This window comes from Oceanobacillus saliphilus (assembly GCF_023522835.1).
Taxonomy (GTDB): domain Bacteria; phylum Bacillota; class Bacilli; order Bacillales; family Amphibacillaceae; genus Oceanobacillus; species Oceanobacillus saliphilus.
Genome location: NZ_JALCZU010000015.1, coordinates 42614 through 68139, shown reverse-complemented (window position 1 = coordinate 68139; position 25526 = coordinate 42614). Strand labels below are relative to the sequence as shown.

Sequence of the window (25526 nt, the reverse complement as noted above, 5' to 3'; positions counted from 1 at the left end):
AAACGATGGTATTTCTTTATAATTAATTTCAGAATTTATAATTAATTTATGGTGTTATGTTATTACTTGGTTTAAGAGAATGAACCAACGTCATTTTACAGGGGATGGATATTCGTGAGAACTGAAAAAGAAATGCTTGATTTAATATTGACGGTAGCAGAAGAGGATGAACGAATCCGAGCAGTATATATGAACGGTTCCAGAACTAATTCTAATATTCCGAAAGATATTTTTCAAGATTACGATATTGTATATGTAGTGACGGAAACAGCATCTTTTATAGAAGATGAAAATTGGATTAAAATTTTTGGGGATTTACTGATGCTTCAAGAACCTGACAAAATGGATAAGCAAATTGGTATGGATAGGGATTTTAAACGTTCTTATGGATATTTAATGCTTTTTACTGACGGGAATCGAATTGACCTTCATATCGAAATAAAAGATTCAATGATTAATGGTTATGTCAGTGATAGGCTTACTGTTCCATTATTAGATAAGGACAACATTTTACCAATTATTCCTCCACCTACAGATATTGATTATCAAGTAAAAAAGCCATCAGAACCTTTGTTTGTAAGTTGTACTAATAATTTTTGGTGGTGTTTACAAAACGTTGCAAAGGGAATTTGGCGGGACGAATTGCCATACGCAAAATTAATGTTTGAATATTCTACGAGAGCATCGCTTGATGAAATGGTATCATGGTGGATTGGAACAAGGTATAACTTCAAAGTCTCAACAGGTAAGATGGGCAAATATTTTAAAAATTATCTTCCAGAACCATATTGGGTGATGTATGAAAATACTTATTCCGATAAGAGCTATGAAAATTTTTGGGATTCCATTTTTATTACTTGTAAGCTATTTAGAACTTTAGCAGAAGATGTAGCAGATAACCTACTATTCACATACCCAATTGATGACGATAAAAATATGACGAAATTCCTTAAACATGTAAGATATTTGCCTTCTGATGCAAAGGAAATTTATAAATGAAGTTAGACAAGCAGGAGTGGCTATACGACCATTATGTTGATCACGTTATTTACGGACTTTTGGTTGATGAATGGAAGTAAATTAAGATATTTCTTATTCAATAAACGGGTGGTTATCTTGAAGAAGGTACAGCTTATTAATTCATTGAATGGTGTTAATTATGGTGAATATTGCAATTAAGAAATTACAAGAAGATCTTGAGAAGTTATTTGAATTCGAGATTGAAAACAGAGCTTATTTTGAGGAAATGGTTCCGAGCCGTGAAGATGATTACTATAACTTTGAGATATTTTTTAAAAAAACAAAGCCTTGATGGATGAACAAAATCAAGGGTTATCTTATTTTTATTTAATTAAGAATATAGAAGGCTTAGTACTTGGAAGAATAAACTTAGTTGATACTTTAACATAAGAGTAAAAAATTTAAACTTCGATTGAAAAAGTTAAAATCCTTTTTTGCATCAAAACGTGACAAAATCAAAATAGATAGAAATGAACTTGCACAGATACCCAGACTTAAAACATATGATAAGTTGATGGTTAAGCAAAAGGAGTGACATTCATGTATTTAAATCAATATGGTTTACATTATTATGATTATGATCGTTTGCCAAATGACAATCAACTTATAAATGATATTCAGAAAGCTATTAATGCAGAGTATAGTGCTGTTACTTGTTATAAGAAGTTAGCCAAGATGGCACCTACAAATGAAGAAAGGAACAGAATTCTTGAGATACAAAAAGATGAAGAACGGCATCTCGAAGAATTCAGCAGAATTTATATAAATTTAACGGGAAGCAAGCCATCTTATCAAATCATTGAGGAATGTCCAGACAAGTATAAAGCAGGAATAGAATTTGCTTTCAAAGACGAACAAGAAGCTGTTGATTTTTATTTAGATATAGCAGATAAAGCAAAGGATTCAATTATTAAAGAAAGGTTTCGACGTGCAGCTGCAGATGAACAAAATCACGCTGTGTGGTTTTTGTCTTTTTTAAATCATCCAAAGGTAACACACATCAATCGACAAATTAACAATTACGGTGCTAAAGGGGCCTTAAGTGTCTCAACATTAACTTTACCTCAAATGTTGACTTATGCCCTTCAAGACGAATATCTAGCTCAAGCAAGGTATGATAATATCTTAGAAAACTTTGGATATATTCGTACTTTTGCACAAATAAAGGAAGCAGAAATGAGGCATATAGATGCTTTGTTACCACTTTTTGAACGATACCAAGTGCCGTTACCTGAGGATGAATCGCAGGCCTTAGTTACTACTCCAGAAAATATTAAGGAAGCATATGCTGCTGGGGTTCAGGGAGAAATAGATAATATTTCTATGTACGAAAGATTTTTAACATTTAATATACCTAATGATGCGCGAACCGTTTTTTCTCAACTTCGTAATGCTTCTTTGAATCATCTTGCAGCATTTGAAAGAGGTCTTGCCAGGGTGTAATTTAGTATTTTAATAGTGAAAATTATAGGAGGGGATTTTCCCCTTCTGCTTCATTAACAATAATTGTTAGATTAAGTGTAATCATTTGCAATTGGTTATCTACAGGTGAAGAACTGTTCTCTTTGAATCACAATCTCGTCATTTTAGCTTCCCAGATATGAAAAACGTTCATTCCCAACTGAAACAACTATTTCACTACTTCCAAACTCAACTCTTCCATTTTCTATAACAAATTTCTTCGATAATGGTTGAATGGTACACTTTACATGTGGAGTAATGAATCGTGCACTTTCCGTAAAGACATCCTGAACTGTAGTTGGTAAAAAAGGAACAGCCTGTTTTTTACTTAAGGAAACTGATTTCACAAGAGATCACGACAATATTTATGATTCCGATGCTACTTGGAATGATTTTACCACTGTTATATATTGTAATGATGACAGCAGATGCAGGAGAATTTTTTCCATACCCTGAATTTATATTAAACTACTTTATTATTGGGGGAATCTATTTCCTAATTCAATTTATTTTTCTCTTTTATGCTAGGAAAAAGATGTTTCGACAGTTAACGAATTAAAATAGTTATAATCATTATTCAACTATATGATGCAACGTTCAAAAATAAATAAACGCAATGCTAATGTACTGAGACGGATACGGGATTTGTATATATTGGAGGGGGTTGTTTGAATATAGATATCGACCGAGTGATACCTTTTTTGTTTATGTGGGGATTTCCAATTTTTTTTATGGTTAGAGCATATGTCAAAATGGATACAAACGATAAAAATGATGTAAAAAGAGATTTTAAGACACCCCATTTTATTTTCACAATAGGTTTTCTTGCAGTTGGTTTATTTATAGCTCAACTTGGAAGTATCTTTTCAATACATTTAATAAATATTGTTGGTACTTTAATACTTGTGATAGGTGGAATTGTAAAAGCAATTGATATTTGGGGTAGAAGTAAAATTAAAAGTCTGTTAGTCCCCGTGCTTATAGCAGTAGCTATTTTCTTCTTGAATAAGTAATCCTAATTTATTTATAACCTATTCGTACTATCTGGTGCAGGTGTTATTTTAAGCAGTAAGTTTAATGGGGGTGAGGGAAGTCAATTCGTTGCTCATTCGAATATCACTTACATTCTCTGGAGGCATTTTTACCTTACGATACATCAGAACTGGTGAACTCTTACTAGACCAAATCTTTTTAGGTACAACTGGTTTTGTTATTTTAATTTTTTCATTCATTTGGAGAAAAAAGAATTTGAAATCATCATCCTAAACTAAATTGGTGCAAAAGTTCAACAAAGGCTGTCATCTAAACAATCGTTTTTTTTAAAAAAAGTGTATTTTAAATATTATGTTATTATGAAGAAGGAGTTATTTATTTATCTGGAGGATAGTGTAAGAAGAAAAATTACAGTAATTATATTCGTATATATAAGTAAGTTAAATCAATTTATGGAGGGTTGCTTTATTAAAAGGTTTCTATATTATTTTGGTTGGACATTCGTTATTGGATTTATTATTTTCTTGGGAACTAAATATCAGATTCGATTAGAAGAAGAAGCTAGAATGAATTTCGAATTGTTGCCTGTTGTATTATTTGCTACAATATTTCCTATTGTTATTGGGCTCTTTCTGAGATTACCTAGGTTGTTAATTGAAATTAAAGAGAATAAGCAATGGACATTTGATTGGGTTAAGTTTATTGCCATTGCATTACCGTCTCTTTATATAATATCAATGTCTATCTTGCCGTTTTTACAATTAGGTGAAGGTTCCATTAAAATACCAGAGATAATTATGGTTGGGAGCCCAACAATTCAAATTATTGCTAGTGTTGTTTTTGGGTATATCTTATTGGATAGTTTAAAGAAGTAAATTTTTTTAATTAAATGGTGATTTAATAAAAGAGTTAGATATCATACGGCATCTTTTCAATAACGGGGCGGGTAAAAAATGAAGTATGTGCATTAAATTCAGAATATAATCAATATATAGAGAAGGGGTAATTTATATGATAATAAGAGAAGCAAATTTGAATGATGCAAAAGATATAGCTAAAGTTCACGTAGATAGTTGGAGAACTACATATAAAAATATTATTCCAGACGATTTTTTGAATAACTTGTCTTATGAAAAACGTGAGCAATTGTGGACCACTAATATTCCTAAAGGTAATGTATTTGTTGCAGAAAATGAACAAGGTCAGATTGTTGGTTTTTCATCAGGAGGAAAAGAAAGAAGCGGAAAGTATAAAGGGTATGAAGGAGAACTGAGTTCAATTTATATTCTAAAAAATTCTCAAGGAAAAGGGATAGGAAAATTATTAGCAAAACCAGTATTCCACAAGATTGGGACATTAGGAATAAACACAATGCTTGTTTTTGTATTAGAAGATAATGAATCGAGATTCTTCTATGAATCACTGGGTGGGAAAGTAATAGATAAAGTAGAGGTAGAAATTGCTGGAAAGAAACTCAATGAACTTGTTTATGGATGGGATAATATTAAGGGTATTTTTAAAAAGTAACTTATTTTTATTGTCCTAACTGGTGCAAGAGTTCATTAAAAAATGCTGACTTTTGTGCTAACGACGTAGTTTAGTTAAACAAACAGATAAAGTATCGAGGGTGAAAATAATGGCGAACGAATTAGAAAGAGCTATGGATTTACGGAAAGCTGGAGACCATAAGGAATATAACGAATTATATAGGAAACTGGTACAGGAGTTCCCCGATAATGCGTCCATTAATTATCAATATGCTTGGAGTTTTGATTTACTAGGAGAAGAATCGAAAGCAGTGCCTTTTTACGAAAATGCAATCAAATTAGGACTGTCTTCAAATGAACTTGAAGGAGCCTTATTAGGATTAGGGAGTAGATACAGAACACTAGGAGAATATGAAAATTCCAAAAGGGTATTTCAAATGGCAATCGAATCATTTCCAAACAATAGAGCAATTCAAACATTCTATTCTATGACCTTATATAATTTAAACGAGCATAGTGAAGCGATGGAGTTGTTACTAAAATGCTTAATAGATACAACAACAGACGAAAAAATTTTAAGTTATAAAAAGGCAATTGATTTCTATTCGAATAAATTAGATGAATTGTGGAAGTAGTTTGTGAAAAGGTATACGTAAAGTAACGGGTGTTTTAGTAAAGAAAGGAGACTTTATGGTGTGAATATAATAAATGATTTTAAAAGCGATAATTTTAGTGGATGGTATGCATTGTTTATAATTCTGTCTTTAATGACATTTAAAAAAGTGAAGAAAATAGAAAAGAAGAAAAGGGATTTATATAATAAGGCAAATCGATTGGTTTAACAGTCCTTATTCAACAGACGGGTACGATTGCTTAACAAGGATAGTCACTTCTTGTGTTAAAGGACAGTATTTTGGGGGATAAGATTTTGGAAGATAATAAACAATCAAAACTAGAAAAGTGGAGAGCAAAATATGCTTCGCTAGTTGTTGCTTTGGGATGTTTATATTCTTTGATAGTTACTTGGGGAGAAGGCTGGTTTTATACAACAATAATGATAATAGGTGTCCTCATATGTGGCACCTTTGCAGCTTTTAATTTGAAAAATAGCATATCAAAGCAGCGTGAATAAAAGAACACGATGGAACGAATGACTACCATAAAAATAATTGTAGTAATTTGTGCGTTACTACAATAAGTGGTGACGATTTTTTAGTAACTGGCGATATTTTACAATATATAATCATACAACTGAATAGGAGTTGAGTTAATGAATTTGATCTGTGAATCTGGCATATTAAATGATTATTTACTCGAACTAAATGAAGTTAATTATTCCAGCACAATTATAAAAAAGAAAGCAGAAGAGATTTTCAATCCATTTCAAACGGAAATTGAAAAAGCTAAAGTAGGTTTTGAATTTGTTCGGGATGAAATTTCTCATTCTTGGGATATTCAATCGAAAAGAGTTACTTGTAATGCTTCAGAAGTTTTAGAATACAAAGAGGGAATTTGTTATGCAAAATCACATCTGTTAGCGTCTTTATTGCGTTCACAAGGAATACCAACAGGTTTTTGTTATCAAAGATTGATGTTGTTTGATACTCCAGAAAAAGGGTATTGTATTCACTCTTTAAATGCTGTCTTCTTTAAATCGCTTAATAAATGGATTAGGTTAGATGCTCGTGGAAATAAAAAGGGAATTGATGCCCAATTTTCTATTGTAAAGGAAAAATTAGCTTTTCCTATTAAGGAAGAACTTGATGAAAAGGATTATCCAGTTATCTATGCGAAGCCTCACCCCAAGACAGTAGCTGTTTTAGAAGAACATACGAATGCATTAGAAATGTATAATAACCATTTGCCAGAGGGTTTGTAAACATTCCACTAACTGGTTCTCCTCTGCAATTAAGTTTTATAGCAAAATCGAAATGAAAGAAGTAGGACCAGAAGTTGAAGGGAAAGTTATTAGAATGAAGGGGGATTTATAAATCCCTCTTGTGCTATATGGTGCGAGCCTTAAAAAAGCAAGGCAATGATAATTTGATTGCCTTTTCGAATAATGTTAGGAATATTATGTTAACATTGGTTAAAATTCCCAACTTAGCAGATTAGCTAAAGAGTGTCTCTGATATCCATTCAACAATTTGCCAGATTGTTGAACAAAAGCACGGTCTAAACTATATCAAAAATACTGTCCGAGAAAAGCACAGAAAGGCAGGATTCACAGGTGATGCACTGTTAGGATTTAAATAAGGGGTGAGTGACATGACATGGGTTGAATCATTACAGGCGGCAATAGACTACATGGAGGATCATTTACTAGATAACCTATCAATGAAAAGTATTGCTCAACATGCAAATTTTTCAGTATTTCACTTTCAGCGTACATTTGCGATACTGACCGATATATCTGTGGGTGATTATGTTAGACGCCGTCGCCTGACATTAGCTGCCCATGAGTTAACGAGATCAAACACAAAGGTTATTGATCTTGCCTACAAGTATGGTTACGAAACCCCCGAGGCTTTCTCAAAGGCGTTCCGTAGACAACATGGTGTATCCCCAACAGAAGCGCGAAAGTATACGGGAAAGCTAAAATCTTACAATCGCCTGGTGGTACAGGTGAATTTGAAAGGAGCAGAACCGATGAATTACAAAATTGTCGAGCGTGATGCATTTAAGGTTGCAGGAGTTAAGCGGGAATTTTCATTGATCAATGAACAGAACCAGGTGGGCATTCCAAAAATGTGGGATGACGTACATGCAGATGGAACTAACGATTTATTATTTAAGTTAAACAATGGTCCAATCAAAGGGGTGTTGGGGGTATGTGTCGATAAAAGCTCCAAAGCCATTGATTATTGGATCGGTACAGCGTATGAGGGCGATATCTCTGATGGATTATCTGTTTTAGCGATTCCCGCATCCAAATGGGTTGTATTCGAAGTTCGTGGACCAATGCCAGATTCAATGCAAAAAGTATGGAAACAAATCTTTACAGAATGGTTTCCCTCAAGTAGTTATGAGCATGCAGGAACACCAGAGTTAGAGGTTTATTCAGATGAAGATCCCTCTAGCCCAGATTTGTATTCAGAAATCTGGATCCCTGTAAGATAGAAAGCTATACAAGCAGTGGATTAGTCATGAAATCCACTGCTTCAAGAAATATATTTTAATCCGCAAACGGGCGTTTAATAAAATTTCTTTTTTATCTTCAACTATATATGGTGCTTTAACGCAACAAGTAGATGGTCAAAAACGGCGATTTATTTTAACTATAGAGGAAGTAAGAGTTGGTTTCTGTGGAAGTGAACTGGGGTGGCACCGTGATTAGACTCACCCCCAAGATAATATCTTGGGGGTGAGTCTTTTTATTTTGTTTTATAAAAATAAATAGGAGTGGTGAATATGTCCAGATGGAAGTATCCTTTATTGCTATTAGGAGGAATAGGCATTTCAAATGTGGGTGGATGGGTTTACTTAATTGCACTAAATTTAATTATATTGAATGAAACAGGCTCTCCGCTTGCAATTGCTTTATTATATATACTAGGTCCAATTGCAACAATATGTTCCAATGCTTGGGCAGGTAGTTTAATTGATCGGGTAAATACACGGCGAATTATGATGGGATTAGACGTTTTCCGTGCCCTATGTATTGCGTTAATTCCATTTTTACCTTCACTTATTTATGTTTATATACTAGCGTTTATCATTAATATGGGAAGTGCTATTTTTCATCCAACATCTATGGTTTATATGACTAAACTAATACCTGAAAAAGACCGGCAACGCTTTAATGCACTACGCAGTTTTATCAACTCTTGTGGTTCACTAATAGGTCCTGCCATTGCTGGGGTTTTATTTTGGATGGGTACTCCTTATACTGCCATCCATGTGAATGCACTGGCCTTATTATTTTCGGCACTTATTATAATGATGCTACCCAATGTGGATTTAAAACTCAAAGAGACAGAGGGGCAAAGATTTACTAGGGATATGATAAGAAATGACTTTCGGACTGTTTTTAATTTCAGTAAAGACTATACCTATGTCACAAAGATATATTTATTATTTAGCGGTACTACTATATTCATGACTGCAATAGATTCTCTTGAGGCAGCATTTGCTAAAGGTGTACTTACAATATCAGATACCAATTATGGTTTTATGTTAAGTGTCTTTGGAGCTGGAATTATAAAAGGATCAATTATTAATTCAGTATTTTCAAAACAACTTGCAGTTAATCTATTAATAGGCTTGGGTACTATTTTTACCTCAATAGGTTATATAGTATTTTATAGTTCAAGTGACTTTTTAAGTGCAGCTCCAGGTGTATTTTTAATTGGATTTTCTATAACATTTGCAAATACAGGGTATTTGACTTTCTATCAAAATCATGTTCCAGTAAGGATGATGGGAAGATTCGGAAGCATCTTTAGTGTTATTGAAGCAAGTTTCATTATTGCTTTGACGATTTTAATAGGCATAGCTGCTGAATTAACTTCGATCCGTCCTGTAGGGTTAATAGGTTCATTCTGTTTCTTCATATTAGGGTTATTGGCATTGAAAGCTGTAACAGGTACAAAACGTCAAGGATATTTTAAAAAAATGCTTGACCTTTGAACAGTTAATTATAAAAAGGCTGACCAATAAAGTATTCGATAAGCCTTTACTGTACCAGATTTATAGTTATTAAATTAACTGGTGCAATACTTAAATAAGGAATCATACTTTTAAAGGGGCAGGTTTACTAAAAACACGATTGAATTTGAATCCTTATGTCGTACTCTTTCGTATGTATAGATAACAAAATATTATGTATATTGAGAGAGGGGTTACTATTATGAACAAGCAATTTATTTTTCCATTACTCTTATTTGTATTTGTTCTCTCGGCTTGTAATGATGACGAAGAATTATCTGGGAAAACCTTTAAAGTTACATATAAGCCAGTAATGCAGAGTTGATGATCCTAATAGGTATTTCCCTCTAATAAAATTAGAATTTTTAGATGGAAATGTAGTCAATAATACCATCTACGGAGAGGGAACATATGAATTAAATAATGATGTGCTTGTCCTTCATTTTGAAAATGAAAATGAAAATTTAAAAATAAAATTTACAGTTAAAGAAAGTGATAAAGATTTCAGCGAGTATTCAGCGGTGATTAGTGATGTTGATTTTGAAATGCTTGATATGGATAAAATAAGCCATTTTAAAAATTTAACCGCTAAATTAAATAAGAATATGCCAATTGAATTCCTAAAAGAATAGTTCTTATAGGTTAATTTTTAGTTATTGTACTATCTGGTGCAATCCGAAAAGAAGGAGAAGAGAAATTAATGGTCACAAAGAAAAAAACGCTAAAAGATTGGGTTGTTTTCTTAGTTTTAGTCTTATTTATAGTTGGTGGTTCAACGTATTGTCTGTATTTCTTTACACCTAAAAATTCACTTGAACTGTATCAAGAATTGACTTTTGCAGACAGTTTTGAGGAAGTACAAAAACTAATCTTAGATGGTTACGAAGACAATTTTACAGAAGAAGACTTCAACTATATTCAAGCTAACTCAGCAAATATAGTAGGACAATTTACTCTTTTTGATTACAATAGTAAGTCTTATGTAATTATGACTTCTCCAGGAACAGAAAGGTTAAAGATTCTAGCAGTAGAAGAATTACCAGATGATATCAGGGAATTCTTTTCAGTACTAGCAAAATAAGCCTTTTCTAAAAAAAATCGTCCCTTATTGCACTATAGGGTTCGATTCGAAAAGAGGGGGAACGCCATTTTTGTAGAACTTAGACAAATAGGTACAGGGCTGTTGGGTTTAAAGTAATCATACAGAGTAGCAACAATAAATCATGTAGGGAGAGAATTTGAATGAGAACCCTCTTAGAATTACTCCGTATAGTAATTCTTTTAGGGTGCATTAGGTTGGTTAGTTACAGGAAATATTTATAGAATCAATGAAGCAACTGAATCTTACTCTTGGCTTGGTGCAATTGCTAATTTTAATTCTTGAAATAAGTTGCAATTCTCAGGATGGTATAAAGGAGAAGGAAGAGTGAAATTGCCAAAGGCTGTAACAGTGACACTAATTTTAAGCTCTATATTGTTAATCACTTACCCATTTGTATTAGGTCCTTTGTTAAGCTAAACGGGTGCTTTACTTAAATAAGGAAATGCACCTGCTCAATTATCGTAGGAGAAAGGTTTACTAGATTGATCTTAATCTTACGAGGAGGTGCTTTCAATGTTGTATAATATAATTCCGCAAAGGCTAACATTTTTTATTGGTTTCTCAATAGTAATAATTTGGAACACTTTAAAGGATTACTTTGGGCTGTCTTCTTTTCTGTTTTTATTTGTTGTTCTTCTATGGGTTGTTGTACTGGCTTCTATTCGTCTTAAATTTAAAATTAACGATGACCATTTAGTATATCAAATAGTATTATTCAATAAATCCATTATCAAGAAGGAAATTTATCCTAACCAAATAAATCAACTGAAATTTATACGAGTCGGTTGGGCTAAAAAAGCTGCAATTATAAAAGTAAATAAAGGAGTCAACATTAGATTATCTGTGCTTGAACCTCCAAAAGCGTATGAACATTTAATCGGGTTTGCAGAGGAATACGATATTACAATATTAAAAACAAAGGACTATTTAATTTTGGAAAGGATGAAATAAAAAGGTTATTCAACTAAATGATGCAAGAGTTAAACAAGGCAATCATTAAAAACGATTGCCTTTTATTTGAATTATATGCTTGAATATTGTGTTAATATTATATGGAGTTATTGAACTAAGGGCGGTTTAAGTACATAAAAAAGGAAAGGGGATAATATAATGCTAGAAGAAAAATTACATATTGCCGTGCCAACAGCATTTTTTGACGATGAATCACTTAATATTCAAGGGACAATAAGCCATATAAGAAACCTGTATAAACAAGGCGTAAAATCTGTTCTTGTCTCTGGAACTACTGGAGAGCAGCACAGTCTAAATCTTCAAGAGAAAATTGAAATAATAAACGGTTTAGAACTGGAAGAAGAACTCATTAGTAATATGGAAATAATATTTGGTGTGTCTTCAATTAGACAGAAAGAAGCGGAGGAACTAGCTAAAAAGATTCGTAATACAAGATTATCTGGCATTATGCTGGGGTATCCACCTTATGTTATTCCGACACAAGAAGAAGTATTAGTTTACTCAAAAAGAATAATACATCTTAGTAATAAGCCAACTATCTTATATAACAATCCAAAAAGAACCGGATTTGATTTATCAGTAAAAAGTATTATTCAGTTAAGTAAGATAGACTTAGTGGTTGGTATAAAAGATGCTGGCAATAAAGAAAAAGTTGAAAGAATAAAAAACGGTATGCATAAGAACGATTTATATTTTTATGCTGGTGGAGAAGTAGGGTTAGAAGAAAAAGTATCATATGGATATGATCGTCTCTCTTCCATAGCTGGGAATGTTTCCCCGATGGAAATTAGTCAATGGTTTCAAAAAATGTTTATGAAGCAAAAAATAAGTAAACAAGAAAGCGAAAAAATAGGATATATTATGGAACAAGTTTACCAAGGAAATGCTATTGTGAATGTGAAAAAAATCATTAATGATAAGAGTATTCCGATGGGGATTTGCAGAACTCCAATAGGAAATACTTAGAGAGATAGTGAAATATTTCTAAACTAATTACCAAAATGTTCATCTCATCAAGTAATATGTAAGTTTCGATTTCTGTATATTTTTAATTTTCCTTACCCAATGTTTTTCAACTAATAGGTGCACCTGCTAGTAAACCTTTAGAATATGGCACAATCGGTTGTGAAATTCATCCTGAAATTGCTCCAAACAATCAAGAGGTAATCATTCAAAAAACTACTCCTGATTCATTTATTAATACTACTTTAGATAATGATGAACTGAAAAAACGTGGGATTCTCAAGAAATTACTGCCCAACAAATTATTAACCATCATAACGGAGTACTACGTTGGTTTGTAGATGTTTACCCAAGTAAAGATATTACATTTGATAGCAAATTTTGAAGTTACGTACTTAAACTATTGGGTTCAAAGTTGAAGATTCAATCGGATTAGTAACATCTTTTCTAACTGAGCAAAGGGGCGGGTATATGGAAAGGAAGATTCCTAAAAGAATACATATTATAGGTTCGGTTGGAAGTGGAAAAACAACCTTGGCCAAGATGCTTTCTACTCAGTTACACATTCCCTGTTATGAATTAGATAATGTCGTTTGGGAAAGGTTTAAAACTGGAGATATTAAACGCACTGACGAAAAAAGAGACGAGTATTTGAATACAATCATTAACTCTGATAACTGGATTGTGGAAGGGGTTCATCATAAATGGGTTTTTCCGTGCTTTCAAAATGCTGACGTTATTTTATTTTTAGATACTAGATTGTCAACAAGGCGACTTAGGATAATTAAGAGATTTTTTATGCAGAAAGTAGGTTTAGAAAAAGCAAATTATAAACCAACTTTAAAAATTTTAAACGATCTATATAATTACAATACTGTTTTTGAGTATAAAAGTAAGCCAGAAATTTTTGATATGTTAAGCCCTTATGATAGCAAGCTGATCGTCTTGAAAAGTAACGCTGAAATTATAAACTACTTCAAGTAAATGGGTAAATTTTGAAGAAGGTACAGCATATTAATTCATTGAATTGGTGGTAATTATGATGAATATTGCAATTAAGAAATTACAAGAAGAAGAATTTGAGAAGTTATTTGAATTTGAACTTGAAAACAGAGCTTATTTTGAGGAAATGGTTCCAAGTCGTGGGGATGATTACTATAACCTTGAGACATTTAAACAAAGAAACAAAGCCTTGATGGATGAACAAAATCAAGGGGTATCTTATTTTTATTTAATTAATAATCAAGAAGGCATAATTCTTGGAAGAATGAACTTAGTTGATATCGAAAAGTCACAGGGTCTTGGTCACATCGGTTATAGAGTAGGAAAAGCATATACTGGAAAAGGTATTGCTAACATAGCATTGAATCTATTATTAGAAACTACAACTGTGCTAGGCATAAGACAGATATCAGCGAAAACAACAACAAATAACATAGCATCTCAAAAGGTCTTGGAGAAAAATGGATTTCAGTATATAGCAACAGCTGATGAAGAATTTAAAATGAATGGACAATTATTATCTTTTGTTTATTATGTTTGGGATAAATAAAAAAAGATAGCTTCTTCAACTATTGGATGCAATCCATAAAGAAGGAGGAGCATCTTTTTTGTTGAATTTAAAATAGGGCAGGTTAATGCAGGAAGGAATGATTATAGTGGCAATTAGTGAAAAAGAAATTCTATTACTAGATAGCGAACGAAACTTTAAATTATTGCTTGAAATAATTGATTCTGTACCTAGTAGAAAAAGGAGTATTTCAATTGAGACTCAAGATAGAGATAAGAATTTCCGTGATGTAGTAATGCATCTGTATGAATGGCATGCCATGCTTGAAAGATGGTATAGAGAGGGTATGAACGGGGATACTCCCTTTATTCCAGCACCTGGCTTTAAGTGGAGTACTCTCAAGTCACTTAATATGGGGATTTGGGAAAGCTATCAAGATGTAACATTAAACCAAGCTATGAAAAAATTAAAGTTGAGCCATGAAAGAGTCATGGATCTTATAAAGTCACATACCAACCAAGAAATTATGATAAAAAAATACTACAAGTGGACAAAAACTAGTAACTTATACAGCTATTTTGCAGCAAATACTTCTAAGCATTATATTTGGGCTATAAAAAAATGTGAAGTCATTGCCAAGTCTATAAAAGAAGGAGAAAAGGACAAGTTCAACATAATATAATTCCATTAATGGGTGATAGAATCTGGGGGAGAGGTTTAATGAAGTTTCCTGAATTGAAAACAAGTCGGCTGAAATTAGTTCAAGTAAATGAGGAACATGTCCGAAGCTATTTTGAAATTATGTCAAAATATGAAGTAACCAAGTATTATGGGATGGATAGTTTAAGAAATATGGATGAAGCATTAAAAATGGTAGATTCTTTTCAGAAGACATATGAAAGCAAAAAGGGCATAAGATGGGGAATTGTAATAAAGGATACAGATGATTTTGTTGGTACGTTAGGGTTAAACAACCTTAGCACCTGGAGTAAAAAGGCTGAGATTGGTTATGAATTACATCCTTCTCATTGGAATCAAGGAATTACGACTGAAGCGGTAAAAGAAGTGTTACGTTATTCATTTGAAGATTTAGAGTTATTTAGAATGGGAGCTGTAACATATCCTCAAAATGAGGTGTCTATTCAATTATTAAGTCGATTAGGTTTCTCTAAGGAAGGACTATTAAGAGGGTATCTTTATCAAAATAACCAGTCTCATGATGCCTTGATTTTTTCATTGTTAAGAACAGAATGGACATAAATCTAATGAAGCTAAATGGGCCAATGTTCTAAATTGAATCGTGAAAAATTACACTTAAACTATATGGCAGGATTGTGGAAAAAGAAATTTGACATGGTTAAAAGTACAATTTCTGTTCGGCAGAGGGAAGGAAGTCGCTTGCATCGAAGTATATTATTTTTAGTAATTTTCTTATTTACCATGTCATTTATTTCTGCGTGTGGTAAAAGTGAGGGAGCTCATGAATCGTATCCCTATGGTCATTATGAAGAAGATAAAATGATAGGAACTGTATCGGAAATCAATAAAAGTGAAAGCAGTGTTGTTGTTGACATTTCCGGATGGGAAAAACGTGATAGAAAAGGTCCGGATATGACAGAGGAGGGCTATTCTTATTCAGCTATGATAACCGATAAAACTGTCATTAGACATGAAGAGGAAAAGGAAGCATCTATCGATGAAATAAAAACGGGGCAAAAAGTGTTGGTAAACCCACCAAGAGGGAATGATTTCGAAGGGATTGCAGATGATATTATCCTGTTAGAGATGTCTCACGAAGAAAAATTTTCACGACTTCTATCGCATATAGATGGGTTTAATATTGTCGTCATGTATAAAGATGGGACGTCATTACCAACGGAGATGCAGGAAACGTTATATGAAAATGTAATGAATATATTGGAGGGTACAAAATACAGAGCTTCAGCTGCATGGGGGCCTTATGATGAGAATTATATTGTAGATTATAAAGAAGAATTGGACATCGAACAATTTCCAGCAATGCTAGTGTTTGACAAGAAAGATCTTATTTTTAAAGCTTATAGTGTTGATGAATTCTATGAGTTTTTTAGAAACTTGGGTGAATAAATATTGGAAGGGTTTTGACTGTGAAAAAAATGCGAATATACCCTGATTGCCCAGTAATTACTAGAACAATAGAGGTTGGTGGGCTAACAAAATTACAGCTTATTCAAAAATTGCAACAACACTCTATCTTGATGAATGAGTATGGAGAGAGACTATTATCTGATGAAAAGTTTACTACTTCTGAAACAAAGTACAGTTTGAAGACTGTTGAACTAACCGTTAGCGACCTTGGCTTCCATAATGGGGCTACTATGCCTCAAATTTTTAAACGAGTAAGCGAAACTGATTTAGAATTGTGTCCGCTTGAGCTAGGACCTCACGTAAGACTAGAGTATCTAGATCAGCCTGAAGGTTATACGGGGAATCTTTCACAACAACATCAAGCTCCTTCTGGCTCCATCACAATAGCATCGGAGATAGTAAGTGAAGACGATGATTTTCCGAAAGGCTTTTACCTCAGGAAAATTAACGGCGTGTTGTGGTTACGGGGATACATTGCTGATCATCTGCACGTTTGGAATCCTGGTGATCGCTTAATATTTTGTCAAAAAACGCTTGAAGAGGTGAGAAATTAAGAGAACGTATTATCCATTTTATTTAACTAAACGATGAGTATCTTAATATATAACAACTGTTTTAGTGCTACAATCTTTTTGGAAGGAGAGTAAACTATATTATGGATCATCGTATTGGACTTTCTGGAAGTGTAATTATGTCAGATCCTGAAAAGTTCCCTTTATTATTTAGGAGGAAAAATGTAAATCATATTGAGATTGGCGAGTTTCCAAGCGAAGAATCTTTTCATCATTTCTTAGAGCTATTAAATAAGAATAATGTAACATTTGGTCTACACTCCCCCTTGTACAGAAATCAAAGTAAATATGATTTGTTGGAAAAGATACAATACGAACCTGAAAAGGCTTGGGAACAGTTTGAATCGGAAGTTAAATATATGTCCCAGTTAGAGGCTGCGTATATTTTAGTGCACTTTCCTTATTTTAAAGAAGAAAAAGATGTAGATACTACTGAAATAATTGAAGACGGAATAAAAAGATTACATGTACTACAAGAAAAATATTCTATAACAATTGTATGTGAGCCTAAACTAGGAATTAACAGGTCTGCGTTTGGGATTAGATCTCTTGATAATTTTCCAATTGAAATTTGGGACAAGTATGGAATAAAAATCTGCATTGACATAGGAGATTATTTACTAGCAACTGGCGATAAGGTGATGGATTATATTGAAAAGTGGAAGAAACATATAAAGGTTGTCCATATACACAACGTAGAGTTTCATCATAATAAATACATTTGGGTACCTGTTCATCCGTCACACGAAATAGACAATTCACACTTTAAAGTAAAAGATTTAATCGATAAGCTGTCGACAAGTTCAGGTGTGTTTTTTGTTTTTGAACATACACCACATACAAACCCAACAGAAACATTTGTAGATGAAGGAATGAATTGGGTGAAAGAAATAATAGGAAGTTAACCAGAAATAAGATATAAACCTTTTATTAAGGCTAACTCGTGCTTTCCTTAAATTAGTAATTGTACCCTTGTTCAATCAACGCAGCAGTTTACTTCGTTAAGAAGAGGAATTATGTAAACGCTAACTATTAATTCAATTTTAGGAGTGTTTCCTTTGATAAAGTTCTTTAAGTATAACTGGCAGGTAAGAGATGAATGGTTTGACTGGTGTAACCTACTAACACCTGATGAGTTGTTAAAAGACCGCAGAGGGGGAGTAGGAAATATTTTATATACCCTTTTTCACATTATTGACGTGGAATATAGTTGGATTCGAGGTATTCAAGGGAAAGATGATATAGCATTTCCGTTTGCTGATTATAATACGCTTGAAAAGGTTAAATCGCTATCAGACACATTCCGTAATGAAATTGTTGTTGATTTGAAAACCATTTTAGAGGAATCAAGAGAAGAACTCGTAAATGTCTCTTGGGATGAAGATAAATATACGAAGGATGAAATACTCCACCATATAATTGCTCACGAAATTCATCATATTGGTCAACTTTCTGTTTGGGCAAGAGAATTAGATCTAAGACCTGTTCATACTAATTTTATCAGTAGAAAATTATAATCTGTCTAATCTTATTAAATAGCTAAAAAATTATTGGTTCAAGTTAAATAAGCAAAACGACATGAGAGTCGTTCTCTTTTTTAAACGTTATGTTCTGAATTTTTATAATTAAACTATAGAATATATCGTTAATATTAAATGCATAGACGCTGAAATAAAGCTGCAAGATTGTTGAGGAAGAAAGAAATAATTTACGTTTAGGTATAGGGAGGGAAGTGCAATAGTGTCTTGTATATTTTGTGAGATAGTTGATAAAAAGGCGGATGCTTATACTATATATGAGGATAATTATGTTTGTTGTTTTCTAGATAAATATCCTATTAACAAGGGGCATATTTTGGTTATCCCGAAAAAACATTATCAGGAATTTACTGATGTTGACCAAAATAGTTTGATCCAAGTGATACTTATTTCTCAAAAAATAACTAAAGCTCTAGAAAATATATTAAAAACAGACGGCATTACGATAATGCAAAACAACGGAATATTTAAAGATGTAGATCATTATCATATGCATATTATCCCTCGATATATAAACGACGGATTTTCTTGGGTGGAACCTGACGTTAAGGTATTAGAAGATGATTTTGTTAGTTTAAGTAAAAGTTTAGAACAATTTCTGGCCAGAGGTTATTAAATTCCAAGGAGATAATTGTGTGAGATTCGGCCTTTTATATTATTGAATATATAGGAGGTTGTTCGATAGGTATTATCATTTTAATTATTGGTATATTTAGCAAGGGTACGATGAAACGAGAGAAATCGGGTAATTATATAATCTGGAGGTTGGAATATGGAAGCGATACCTAAACACATTGTTGCTGTATCTGCACTTGTAACAAATGAGGATAGTGAAGTTCTATTAGTAAAAGTTCAATGGAGACAGGATACTTGGGAAATGCCGGGAGGACAAGTAGAAGTAGGAGAAGCACTTGATAAAGCCGTCTCCAGAGAGGTTCTAGAAGAAACAGGGTTGATTATTAAACCAGTTGGCATCACAGGAGTGTATTATAATGCGACGAAACAGATTTTATCAGTTGTTTTTAAAGGGAGATATATTAGTGGAACTATCAAAATTCCACCTGAAGAAATAAGTGAAGCAAGATTTGTAGACATAAATGAAGAAAATATCGACCAATACATAACACGTCCTCATATGAAGTCAAGAACTCTGGATGCTATAAATGCAAAGCATATAACTCCTTATGAAACTTGGGAAGTCAATCCTTATCATCTAGTAGGTAGAATATTCTAATTCGTTAATGGAATACGTTAGTTAAATTAGGGTTTGCACCGTTATTCAATTAACGTAGCGGTGGGGTGTACAGTGCTTTAGCCTATAAAAATATAAAGGGGGGCAAAAGATAATGTATAAAGTAAATATTGATTCAAAAAATCACCTTTCAATTCTAGAACCAAGACACGCAAAGGAATTATATCAAGTAATAGATCGGAGCCGTGAAAATTTAGGGAAGTGGCTTTCTTTTCCAGAGAAAACAAACAAGGTTGAGGATTCAGTAGCATTCATTGAAAAATCTCTAATAAGGCTATCTGAAAACAATGGATATTGGGCTGGTATTTGGCATAATGGCAGTATTGCTGGTTCCATAGGTTTCTTGTATATAGATTGGATTGCAAGAAAGACTGAAATAGGTTACTGGCTAGGAGATAGTTTTACAGGAAAAGGTTTGGTAACAAAAGCAGTAAAACAATTTATTGACCATTCATTTAATGATTTAGACTTGAGGAAAGTTGAAATAAATGTTGCAAGTAAAAATTTAAAGAGCAGGGTAATCCCAGAAAGATTTGGCTTTACTCAGGAAGGCACTATTCGCAATTATGAATACGTAAATGGAGAATATCAAGATAGGGTTATTTATGGTTTATTAAAAGAAGAATGGAAATCGACAGCTATTTAATCAGTTCTTTTATGAAGTAAACTGGAGCTTTAATACCACAATAGTTTTCAGAATTGATTGCTGATAAATAACCTTTGTTAAATGGAGGGGTGAATCTACTACTTCAATTTAACTGGTGCTAAATTTAAAAAACGCAACTGTGGCAGCGACCTTTTTCTTTTTATGCGAAAGGGTGCAAAGAGTTGAATAAGAGTGATAATGAATCGGAATTAAGTTTTGAGGGAATTGTGCTTGGAAAAGGAAAAACTTTTCCTGCTTGCAAGAGCGTCTGCATATACTAAAACAGTTATGATACTTCTACTAAAACCGCCCACATCCTGTGGAAGCCCGCTACGAGGAGATACGCTGCCTCGAACTTCTTAGTCCTTTTTGATCCTCCTTAAAAAATAATCTTTAAGTAATAAATGTTTCAAAACTGAAGTCATTCGAATGACATCGACTCCATTATCCTCCAGTTCTTTCTTCTTTTTTTGGAACTCCCAAAGACAATTCCGATTTATATTTCATTAAATAAAATTGTATTTCATATAATTACAGTAAGTATACGCGCCTACACATTGAATTTAAATAATTAAACTATCCAATTTACAATCAGCAGTGGTGACGGAAAACAATATAACTGAATAGAATATTATATTTTAAAATTCTGATATTTAATTGACTTCTACATACCCTAAATGTATGATTATTTATAATTAGTAATTTTTGAAAATTAAGTCTATTGGTTTAAACACATCGTACCACTATCTACTCAAACATCCATTCCCAGCCAATAAACAGCGGCTCTTTTCTCTATGTAAAGTAATTGCTAATGTTGTATCAACTTAAATATAATATTCAAATGATAAGGGGGCAATTAAAATGAGAAACATGAAAATAGTTGGTTTTGCAGTTTTAGGTTTAATTTTGATCACAGTCCTTTCTGCTTGTAGTGGAGGTGGCAAAAACATTGCAATCGGTCCGCCGGCAAGTGAAACAAATTCTGTTTCAAAATTAATCTTGGAAGCTTATGGTATTGGCGATGATGATTATAATGCATATCAAGAAGGGTTCGGCGATGCGGCCGATGGTGTGCAAGATGGTAATATTGCTATATCTATTGGAATATTGGGACTGCCTGCAGGGAGCATCGAAAGCCTGCATGCTTCAACAGGGGATGTCAAGATGTTAAGCCTTTCCGATGATGCAATTTCCTACATTGAAGAGAATAGTGGCTATTTGCGCTATACCATCTCACAAGATATGTATGACTTCCTGGATTCGGATATAGAAACAGTAACAGCATACGCCATTTTAATGGGGAATACGGATACAATTAGTGAAGAACTAGGATATGAGCTGGCTAAAACCATGGTAGAAAATGCTAATGAAAATACACATGCTCAAGCCGAACATATGACATTGGAAAATGCCCTAAAAGGTTCAGAAGATTTACCGATTCATCCTGGGGCAAAGCGTTATTATGAGGAACAAGGGTTGACTGTTGATAATCCTGTCGCTGAACTAAACATCAATGATATTAAAAATGATTTGATTTTGGGAACCGGCAGTCAAGGCGGTACCTATTATCCGCTTGGTGGCGAGATTGCAACGATTTGGAACAATAATATCGAAGGTTTAAGCGTTACGAATACGGAGACTGGTGCTTCGGTTGAAAACTTAGCTACTATTGGTGATGGCAATATGGATCTCGGAATGACCGTTCATGTGCCTGCCCTTGATGCTGTAAATGGTACGGGTGATTTTGAAGGAAATGAAGTTACAAACGCAGCGTTCATCGGCCATATTTATCCAGAGGTAGTCCAGATCGTTACACGAGAAAATAGTGGTATTGAAAGCTTGGATGATTTGAAATAATTTCGTTGTGCCGGATTGGATTAAGAAAGCTTGGTTGTCACCAAGCTTTCTCGTGGTAGCCTTAGTTGTACGTATGCAGGTTGATAAGTTGATACGTTCCTACCTGCAGAACGATAAAAGAAGGCTCTCCGATGTCAAAAATCGAGAGCCTTTTCCTAAGGTTTTAGCGCATGTATAACGGACAGTAGGAACCAAGCTATTGAATGTATCACTTTTCCGGAAAGGATGTGGTCGGATGAAAGAAAATAAGCATATAGATAGCAATGAAATACTGGAAAAATATGATAGGGAAAGCAATTATCGGACGAAGATAGGAAAATGGGCTTGGGTAGTTACATTTCTAGGAGTTGCTTTAACTATTTTCCATTTATATACGGGTTACTATGGTACACTACCTTCTCAACAACAAGGTGCCATTCATTTAGGTACAGCACTCGGGATTATTTTCCTGCTCTTTCCAGCTAGAAAGGGATGGCAAAAAAGGCAAAAATCAGTTCCATGGTATGATGTCGTATTAGCTTTTACGGCAATGTATGTGACCTATCATAAAATAATATTCTTCGATTCCATTCTTCAAAGCCGAATTTCAGGTTATGGTTCAATAGACATCGTCGTTTCTATTCTCGGTATTCTATTATTATTGGAAGCTACTCGAAGAACAGTTGGATTGCCAATTGTGATTGTAGCAAGCATTGCGATTTTGTATACGATTTACGGCAATCTAATTCCAACCCGAATTCTGTCACACCCTGGTTTTTCTGTAGATCGTGTGGCAACAGATTTATGGTTTAAGGAAAGCGGTGTTTTCGGAACACCTATCCAGATTTCTGCAAAATTTATTTTTCTATTTCTTTTCTTTGGAGTTATTTTAGCAAATACTAATATCGGTAAGTTTTTTAATGATCTAGCCTTTGCATTGACGGGGAGATATACGGGTGGTACTGCTAAGGCAGCAGTTGCGGCCAGTGCATTGCAAGGTATGGTCTCAGGGAGTTCTGTTGGGAATACGGTTGCATCAGGATCTTTTACCATTCCTATGATGAAGAAAGCAGGATTTAAACCTGAGGTTGCTGCTGCAACCGAAGCTTCTGCATCAACGGGGGGACAAGTTATGCCTCCACTAATGGGAGCGGCAGCATTCATTATGATGGAGTATTTAGGTGTATCGTACAGTACGATTATGTTAGCTGCATTAATTCCAGCCATACTGTATTTTACAGGAATCTTCATTGGTACCCACTTTGAAGCAAAAAGGCTGGGGATATTTGGTTTACCAGCTTCTGAACTTCCGAGTTTCCCTAAATTGATGATTAAAAATGGGTATATGCTATTACCGATGTTTATCATTATAGGAACGATTATGGTTGGATATACACCGCAAAGAGCTGCATTGATGGGGATTATAGCTGCTTTCCTCGTGAGTTTAATCCGGAAAGATACACGAATGAATTTCAAACAACTTATCCACATACTGGAGCAAGGTGCTCGTGTTGCCCTTCCAATAATCGCAGCAGTTGGTACTGCCGGAATTATTGCAGGTGTGATCAGTATTACAGGGCTTGGCTCAAAATTTGCTGCAGGTATTATGGCTTTATCAAGTGGATACTTGATTTTTGCATTAATTTTTACAATGATTGCTTGTATTATTCTAGGCATGGGATTACCGACAACAGCCAATTATGTAGTAACAGCAACGGTCGCTGCACCGATTCTTATAAACGAATTTGGAGTTGCGCCAATTGCTGCACATATGTTTGTTTTCTATTTTGGAATCGTAGCTGATATTACACCACCCGTTTGTTTAGCTGCATATGCTGGAGCGGGTATTGCCAGAGCCAATCCATTTAAAACTGGTGTAACAGCAGTAAAACTGGCTATCGCAGCGTTTATCATTCCATATATATTTATTTATAATCCGATTCTAGTGCTTGTAGATGTTACGGTTGTCAATCTAATTATTTCCTTAGTAACAGCTATATTGGGGATGACTGCCGTCAGTAGTTCCGTTATGGGATTCTTCATTAGAAATTCCTACATTTGGGAACGGATGCTATTATTTATAGCAGGGATCATGTTGATTATTCCAAACCTAATCACGAGCTCTGCGGGATTGCTAGTAATGGCAGTGATTTGGTATATCCAAAGACAGAGGAAAGATGATTCAGGAGAATTGAAGGTAGAAGCTAGTATCTGAATTAATATATAGGAGATGTAGAAGAAGCTATGAAACAAAATAAATAGGATGATGCCAATTTCTTTTCTGCGTATGAAAAAATGCCATGTTCGGTCAAAGGTTCTGAAGAAATATGAGAATAACCTTTAAAACCAGCTTTACGATTTCGGGAACTGGGTTTCTGGTCCATGCTGATTTCTGAGCATCAACATTCTCGTAAATCTATTATTCTACATGGTCGGGGTAATAGGACTATTTGACGGAAAAGAATGGATTGCCCAGGCCGGAAAAAAATCGTATATACATTCACATTTGCACTGTTCATGTTTATCTATATACCCATTTCGATTTTAGCCCTGTTTTCAGATGTGGAATGGACACCAATTGCCCATACTGTCGTGAAGTCGATTGATGAAGTTCGGAAAAAGGCTTTTGGATGCTGCTGGTAAGTCTAAGGTTAAACAGAGTATTTAACGCAGTAAATGTGATAAAGCTTTCAAGAAATAAATATGGCTGTCGAGGGTTTCTCGACAGCCTAAGGAGGGATTCATTTTCCTCCTATTATTTAGTGGAAACCAGATCTGCCACCAGTATATAACGTTCAGGAGCATTGCCGATAAAATCAAATGGATAACAGGTGGAGAGGGTTAAGGTTGCCTTTGGCTTTGGAACAATTACAGTCCGGTCATCTGCATCTACAATGCGAACATTCCTAACCTTGTAGGTAAATTCTCCAGCAGCTGTTATCACTACCAGAAGATCTCCTTTTCCAACTTCACCGAGTTTACGGAAAACCGTATCGCGATGTCCGGATAAAATCGAATTATCATTTTCCCCGGGCAAAACACTACCGGCATAATGCCCAACACCTTTTGCTAGCTCGTCTTCATCTGTCCCATGATAAATCGGCAGTTTTGCTTCCAGTTTAGGGATAATTAAGTCACCGATATTTTCGCCCTCTTCAGGCCTTACCGGATAGAGAGGGGCGTCCTGAACTTCTTCAACCTGCTCTCCTTTGCTTTGAATCTCAGCAATATTACTTTCTTCGTAGGCTTCTGCTTCCACCTGTCCCGTTTTGAAAAGCAGATAGCCCTTCAAAAAGGTGTAGGCATTTGAACTGGCAAACCATAATCCAAATACTGTCAGAAGAGTCACCAGTGAAAGCAAAAAAATCGGTTTACCGGCTCCAGGTTTTGATTGTTTCAT

30 protein-coding genes are annotated in these 25526 nt (G+C 34.1%); 29 read left to right on the top strand and 1 reads right to left on the bottom strand.

What is annotated here, in order from left to right; all coding sequences use genetic code 11:
- Nucleotides 1-114: 114 nt before the first annotated feature.
- The 29 genes from MN204_RS18980 (at nt 115) to MN204_RS18835 (ending at nt 24341) form a co-directional block, all read left to right on the top strand.
- Complete coding sequence (locus MN204_RS18980) at nt 115-999, top strand: aminoglycoside 6-adenylyltransferase (protein ID WP_249872663.1); 885 nt, start codon at nt 115-117, stop codon at nt 997-999.
- 163 nt (nt 1000-1162) lie between these two features.
- On the top strand, nt 1163-1312 hold the full coding sequence (locus MN204_RS21375) for a hypothetical protein (RefSeq protein ID WP_306798788.1): 150 nt from the start codon (nt 1163-1165) through the stop codon (nt 1310-1312).
- Between the two features lie 248 nt (nt 1313-1560).
- Nucleotides 1561-2463: a ferritin family protein gene (locus MN204_RS18970; protein ID WP_249872662.1), complete on the top strand. Its 903-nt coding sequence runs from the start codon at nt 1561-1563 to the stop codon at nt 2461-2463.
- 686 nt (nt 2464-3149) lie between these two features.
- On the top strand, nt 3150-3494 hold the full coding sequence (locus MN204_RS18965) for a hypothetical protein (protein ID WP_249872661.1): 345 nt from the start codon (nt 3150-3152) through the stop codon (nt 3492-3494).
- Nucleotides 3495-4040: 546 nt separating this feature from the next.
- The gene (locus tag MN204_RS18960) at nt 4041-4349 is read left to right on the top strand and encodes a hypothetical protein (RefSeq protein ID WP_249872660.1); all 309 of its coding nucleotides are present in this window, start codon (nt 4041-4043) and stop codon (nt 4347-4349) included.
- Between the two features lie 136 nt (nt 4350-4485).
- Nucleotides 4486-5001 (top strand): GNAT family N-acetyltransferase, encoded by a 516-nt coding sequence (locus tag MN204_RS18955; RefSeq protein WP_249872659.1) that lies wholly within the window; start codon nt 4486-4488, stop codon nt 4999-5001.
- Between the two features lie 109 nt (nt 5002-5110).
- Nucleotides 5111-5596 (top strand): tetratricopeptide repeat protein, encoded by a 486-nt coding sequence (locus tag MN204_RS18950; protein ID WP_249872658.1) that lies wholly within the window; start codon nt 5111-5113, stop codon nt 5594-5596.
- Nucleotides 5597-5889: 293 nt separating this feature from the next.
- Nucleotides 5890-6093, top strand: a complete 204-nt coding sequence (locus MN204_RS18945) for a hypothetical protein (protein ID WP_249872657.1) — start codon at nt 5890-5892, stop codon at nt 6091-6093.
- 138 nt (nt 6094-6231) lie between these two features.
- Nucleotides 6232-6840 carry a transglutaminase-like domain-containing protein gene (locus tag MN204_RS18940; RefSeq protein WP_249872656.1) on the top strand — a complete coding sequence of 203 codons (609 nt, stop codon included), beginning with the start codon at nt 6232-6234 and terminating at the stop codon, nt 6838-6840.
- A 389-nt stretch (nt 6841-7229) separates the two neighbouring features.
- Nucleotides 7230-8081 carry an AraC family transcriptional regulator gene (locus MN204_RS18935; RefSeq protein ID WP_249872655.1) on the top strand — a complete coding sequence of 284 codons (852 nt, stop codon included), beginning with the start codon at nt 7230-7232 and terminating at the stop codon, nt 8079-8081.
- A gap of 291 nt (nt 8082-8372) precedes the next feature.
- Complete coding sequence (locus tag MN204_RS18930) at nt 8373-9590, top strand: MFS transporter (protein ID WP_249872654.1); 1218 nt, start codon at nt 8373-8375, stop codon at nt 9588-9590.
- 446 nt (nt 9591-10036) lie between these two features.
- Nucleotides 10037-10240 (top strand): hypothetical protein, encoded by a 204-nt coding sequence (locus MN204_RS18925; protein ID WP_249872653.1) that lies wholly within the window; start codon nt 10037-10039, stop codon nt 10238-10240.
- 68 nt (nt 10241-10308) lie between these two features.
- Nucleotides 10309-10689 (top strand): hypothetical protein, encoded by a 381-nt coding sequence (locus MN204_RS18920; protein ID WP_249872652.1) that lies wholly within the window; start codon nt 10309-10311, stop codon nt 10687-10689.
- 534 nt (nt 10690-11223) lie between these two features.
- Nucleotides 11224-11661 (top strand): hypothetical protein, encoded by a 438-nt coding sequence (locus MN204_RS18915; protein WP_249872651.1) that lies wholly within the window; start codon nt 11224-11226, stop codon nt 11659-11661.
- A gap of 159 nt (nt 11662-11820) precedes the next feature.
- Nucleotides 11821-12648 (top strand): dihydrodipicolinate synthase family protein, encoded by an 828-nt coding sequence (locus tag MN204_RS18910; RefSeq protein ID WP_249872650.1) that lies wholly within the window; start codon nt 11821-11823, stop codon nt 12646-12648.
- Nucleotides 12649-12761: 113 nt separating this feature from the next.
- Nucleotides 12762-12986, top strand: a complete 225-nt coding sequence (locus tag MN204_RS18905; RefSeq protein ID WP_368858684.1) for an isochorismatase family protein — start codon at nt 12762-12764, stop codon at nt 12984-12986.
- 130 nt (nt 12987-13116) lie between these two features.
- Nucleotides 13117-13629, top strand: coding sequence for an AAA family ATPase (locus MN204_RS18900; protein WP_249872649.1), 513 nt, complete (start codon nt 13117-13119; stop codon nt 13627-13629).
- Nucleotides 13630-13684: 55 nt separating this feature from the next.
- Nucleotides 13685-14197, top strand: coding sequence for a GNAT family N-acetyltransferase (locus MN204_RS18895; protein ID WP_249872648.1), 513 nt, complete (start codon nt 13685-13687; stop codon nt 14195-14197).
- 103 nt (nt 14198-14300) lie between these two features.
- Nucleotides 14301-14837, top strand: coding sequence for a ClbS/DfsB family four-helix bundle protein (locus MN204_RS18890; protein WP_249872683.1), 537 nt, complete (start codon nt 14301-14303; stop codon nt 14835-14837).
- Nucleotides 14838-14875: 38 nt separating this feature from the next.
- Nucleotides 14876-15415 carry a GNAT family N-acetyltransferase gene (locus MN204_RS18885; protein WP_249872647.1) on the top strand — a complete coding sequence of 180 codons (540 nt, stop codon included), beginning with the start codon at nt 14876-14878 and terminating at the stop codon, nt 15413-15415.
- 138 nt (nt 15416-15553) lie between these two features.
- On the top strand, nt 15554-16261 hold the full coding sequence (locus tag MN204_RS18880) for a hypothetical protein (protein ID WP_249872646.1): 708 nt from the start codon (nt 15554-15556) through the stop codon (nt 16259-16261).
- Between the two features lie 29 nt (nt 16262-16290).
- A complete protein-coding gene (locus tag MN204_RS18875) occupies nt 16291-16836 on the top strand; it encodes a helicase (protein WP_249872682.1) in 546 nt (181 codons plus the stop codon).
- Nucleotides 16837-16937: 101 nt separating this feature from the next.
- Nucleotides 16938-17759 (top strand): TIM barrel protein, encoded by an 822-nt coding sequence (locus MN204_RS18870; RefSeq protein WP_249872645.1) that lies wholly within the window; start codon nt 16938-16940, stop codon nt 17757-17759.
- A 153-nt stretch (nt 17760-17912) separates the two neighbouring features.
- Entirely contained in the window at nt 17913-18371 is a 459-nt protein-coding gene (locus MN204_RS18865) for a DinB family protein (protein WP_249872644.1), read from the top strand.
- Between the two features lie 223 nt (nt 18372-18594).
- The gene (locus MN204_RS18860) at nt 18595-19008 is read left to right on the top strand and encodes an HIT family protein (protein ID WP_249872643.1); all 414 of its coding nucleotides are present in this window, start codon (nt 18595-18597) and stop codon (nt 19006-19008) included.
- A 156-nt stretch (nt 19009-19164) separates the two neighbouring features.
- Nucleotides 19165-19626 (top strand): NUDIX hydrolase, encoded by a 462-nt coding sequence (locus MN204_RS18855; protein WP_249872642.1) that lies wholly within the window; start codon nt 19165-19167, stop codon nt 19624-19626.
- Nucleotides 19627-19738: 112 nt separating this feature from the next.
- Nucleotides 19739-20290 (top strand): GNAT family N-acetyltransferase, encoded by a 552-nt coding sequence (locus MN204_RS18850; RefSeq protein ID WP_249872641.1) that lies wholly within the window; start codon nt 19739-19741, stop codon nt 20288-20290.
- An 861-nt stretch (nt 20291-21151) separates the two neighbouring features.
- A complete protein-coding gene (locus MN204_RS21370) occupies nt 21152-22147 on the top strand; it encodes a TAXI family TRAP transporter solute-binding subunit (protein WP_306798787.1) in 996 nt (331 codons plus the stop codon).
- A 235-nt stretch (nt 22148-22382) separates the two neighbouring features.
- Nucleotides 22383-24341, top strand: coding sequence for a TRAP transporter permease (locus MN204_RS18835; protein ID WP_249872640.1), 1959 nt, complete (start codon nt 22383-22385; stop codon nt 24339-24341).
- A gap of 540 nt (nt 24342-24881) precedes the next feature.
- Here MN204_RS18835 and srtD read toward each other — a convergent pair.
- Nucleotides 24882-25526 carry a class D sortase, LPxTATN-specific gene (srtD, locus tag MN204_RS18830; protein ID WP_249872639.1) on the bottom strand — a complete coding sequence of 215 codons (645 nt, stop codon included), beginning with the start codon at nt 25524-25526 and terminating at the stop codon, nt 24882-24884.

Coding starts and splice junctions, on each gene's coding strand:
- MN204_RS18970 (WP_249872662.1), top strand. CDS start 1,561: ATGTATTTAAATCAATATGGTTTACATTATTATGATTATGATCGTTTG.
- MN204_RS18960 (WP_249872660.1), top strand. CDS start 4,041: ATGAATTTCGAATTGTTGCCTGTTGTATTATTTGCTACAATATTTCCT.
- MN204_RS18955 (WP_249872659.1), top strand. CDS start 4,486: ATGATAATAAGAGAAGCAAATTTGAATGATGCAAAAGATATAGCTAAA.
- MN204_RS18950 (WP_249872658.1), top strand. CDS start 5,111: ATGGCGAACGAATTAGAAAGAGCTATGGATTTACGGAAAGCTGGAGAC.
- MN204_RS18940 (WP_249872656.1), top strand. CDS start 6,232: ATGAATTTGATCTGTGAATCTGGCATATTAAATGATTATTTACTCGAA.
- MN204_RS18935 (WP_249872655.1), top strand. CDS start 7,230: ATGACATGGGTTGAATCATTACAGGCGGCAATAGACTACATGGAGGAT.
- MN204_RS18930 (WP_249872654.1), top strand. CDS start 8,373: ATGTCCAGATGGAAGTATCCTTTATTGCTATTAGGAGGAATAGGCATT.
- MN204_RS18920 (WP_249872652.1), top strand. CDS start 10,309: ATGGTCACAAAGAAAAAAACGCTAAAAGATTGGGTTGTTTTCTTAGTT.
- MN204_RS18915 (WP_249872651.1), top strand. CDS start 11,224: ATGTTGTATAATATAATTCCGCAAAGGCTAACATTTTTTATTGGTTTC.
- MN204_RS18910 (WP_249872650.1), top strand. CDS start 11,821: ATGCTAGAAGAAAAATTACATATTGCCGTGCCAACAGCATTTTTTGAC.
- MN204_RS18900 (WP_249872649.1), top strand. CDS start 13,117: ATGGAAAGGAAGATTCCTAAAAGAATACATATTATAGGTTCGGTTGGA.
- MN204_RS18895 (WP_249872648.1), top strand. CDS start 13,685: ATGATGAATATTGCAATTAAGAAATTACAAGAAGAAGAATTTGAGAAG.
- MN204_RS18885 (WP_249872647.1), top strand. CDS start 14,876: ATGAAGTTTCCTGAATTGAAAACAAGTCGGCTGAAATTAGTTCAAGTA.
- MN204_RS18875 (WP_249872682.1), top strand. CDS start 16,291: ATGCGAATATACCCTGATTGCCCAGTAATTACTAGAACAATAGAGGTT.
- MN204_RS18870 (WP_249872645.1), top strand. CDS start 16,938: ATGGATCATCGTATTGGACTTTCTGGAAGTGTAATTATGTCAGATCCT.
- MN204_RS18855 (WP_249872642.1), top strand. CDS start 19,165: ATGGAAGCGATACCTAAACACATTGTTGCTGTATCTGCACTTGTAACA.
- MN204_RS18850 (WP_249872641.1), top strand. CDS start 19,739: ATGTATAAAGTAAATATTGATTCAAAAAATCACCTTTCAATTCTAGAA.
- MN204_RS21370 (WP_306798787.1), top strand. CDS start 21,152: ATGAGAAACATGAAAATAGTTGGTTTTGCAGTTTTAGGTTTAATTTTG.
- MN204_RS18835 (WP_249872640.1), top strand. CDS start 22,383: ATGAAAGAAAATAAGCATATAGATAGCAATGAAATACTGGAAAAATAT.
- srtD (WP_249872639.1), bottom strand. CDS start 25,526: ATGAAACAATCAAAACCTGGAGCCGGTAAACCGATTTTTTTGCTTTCA.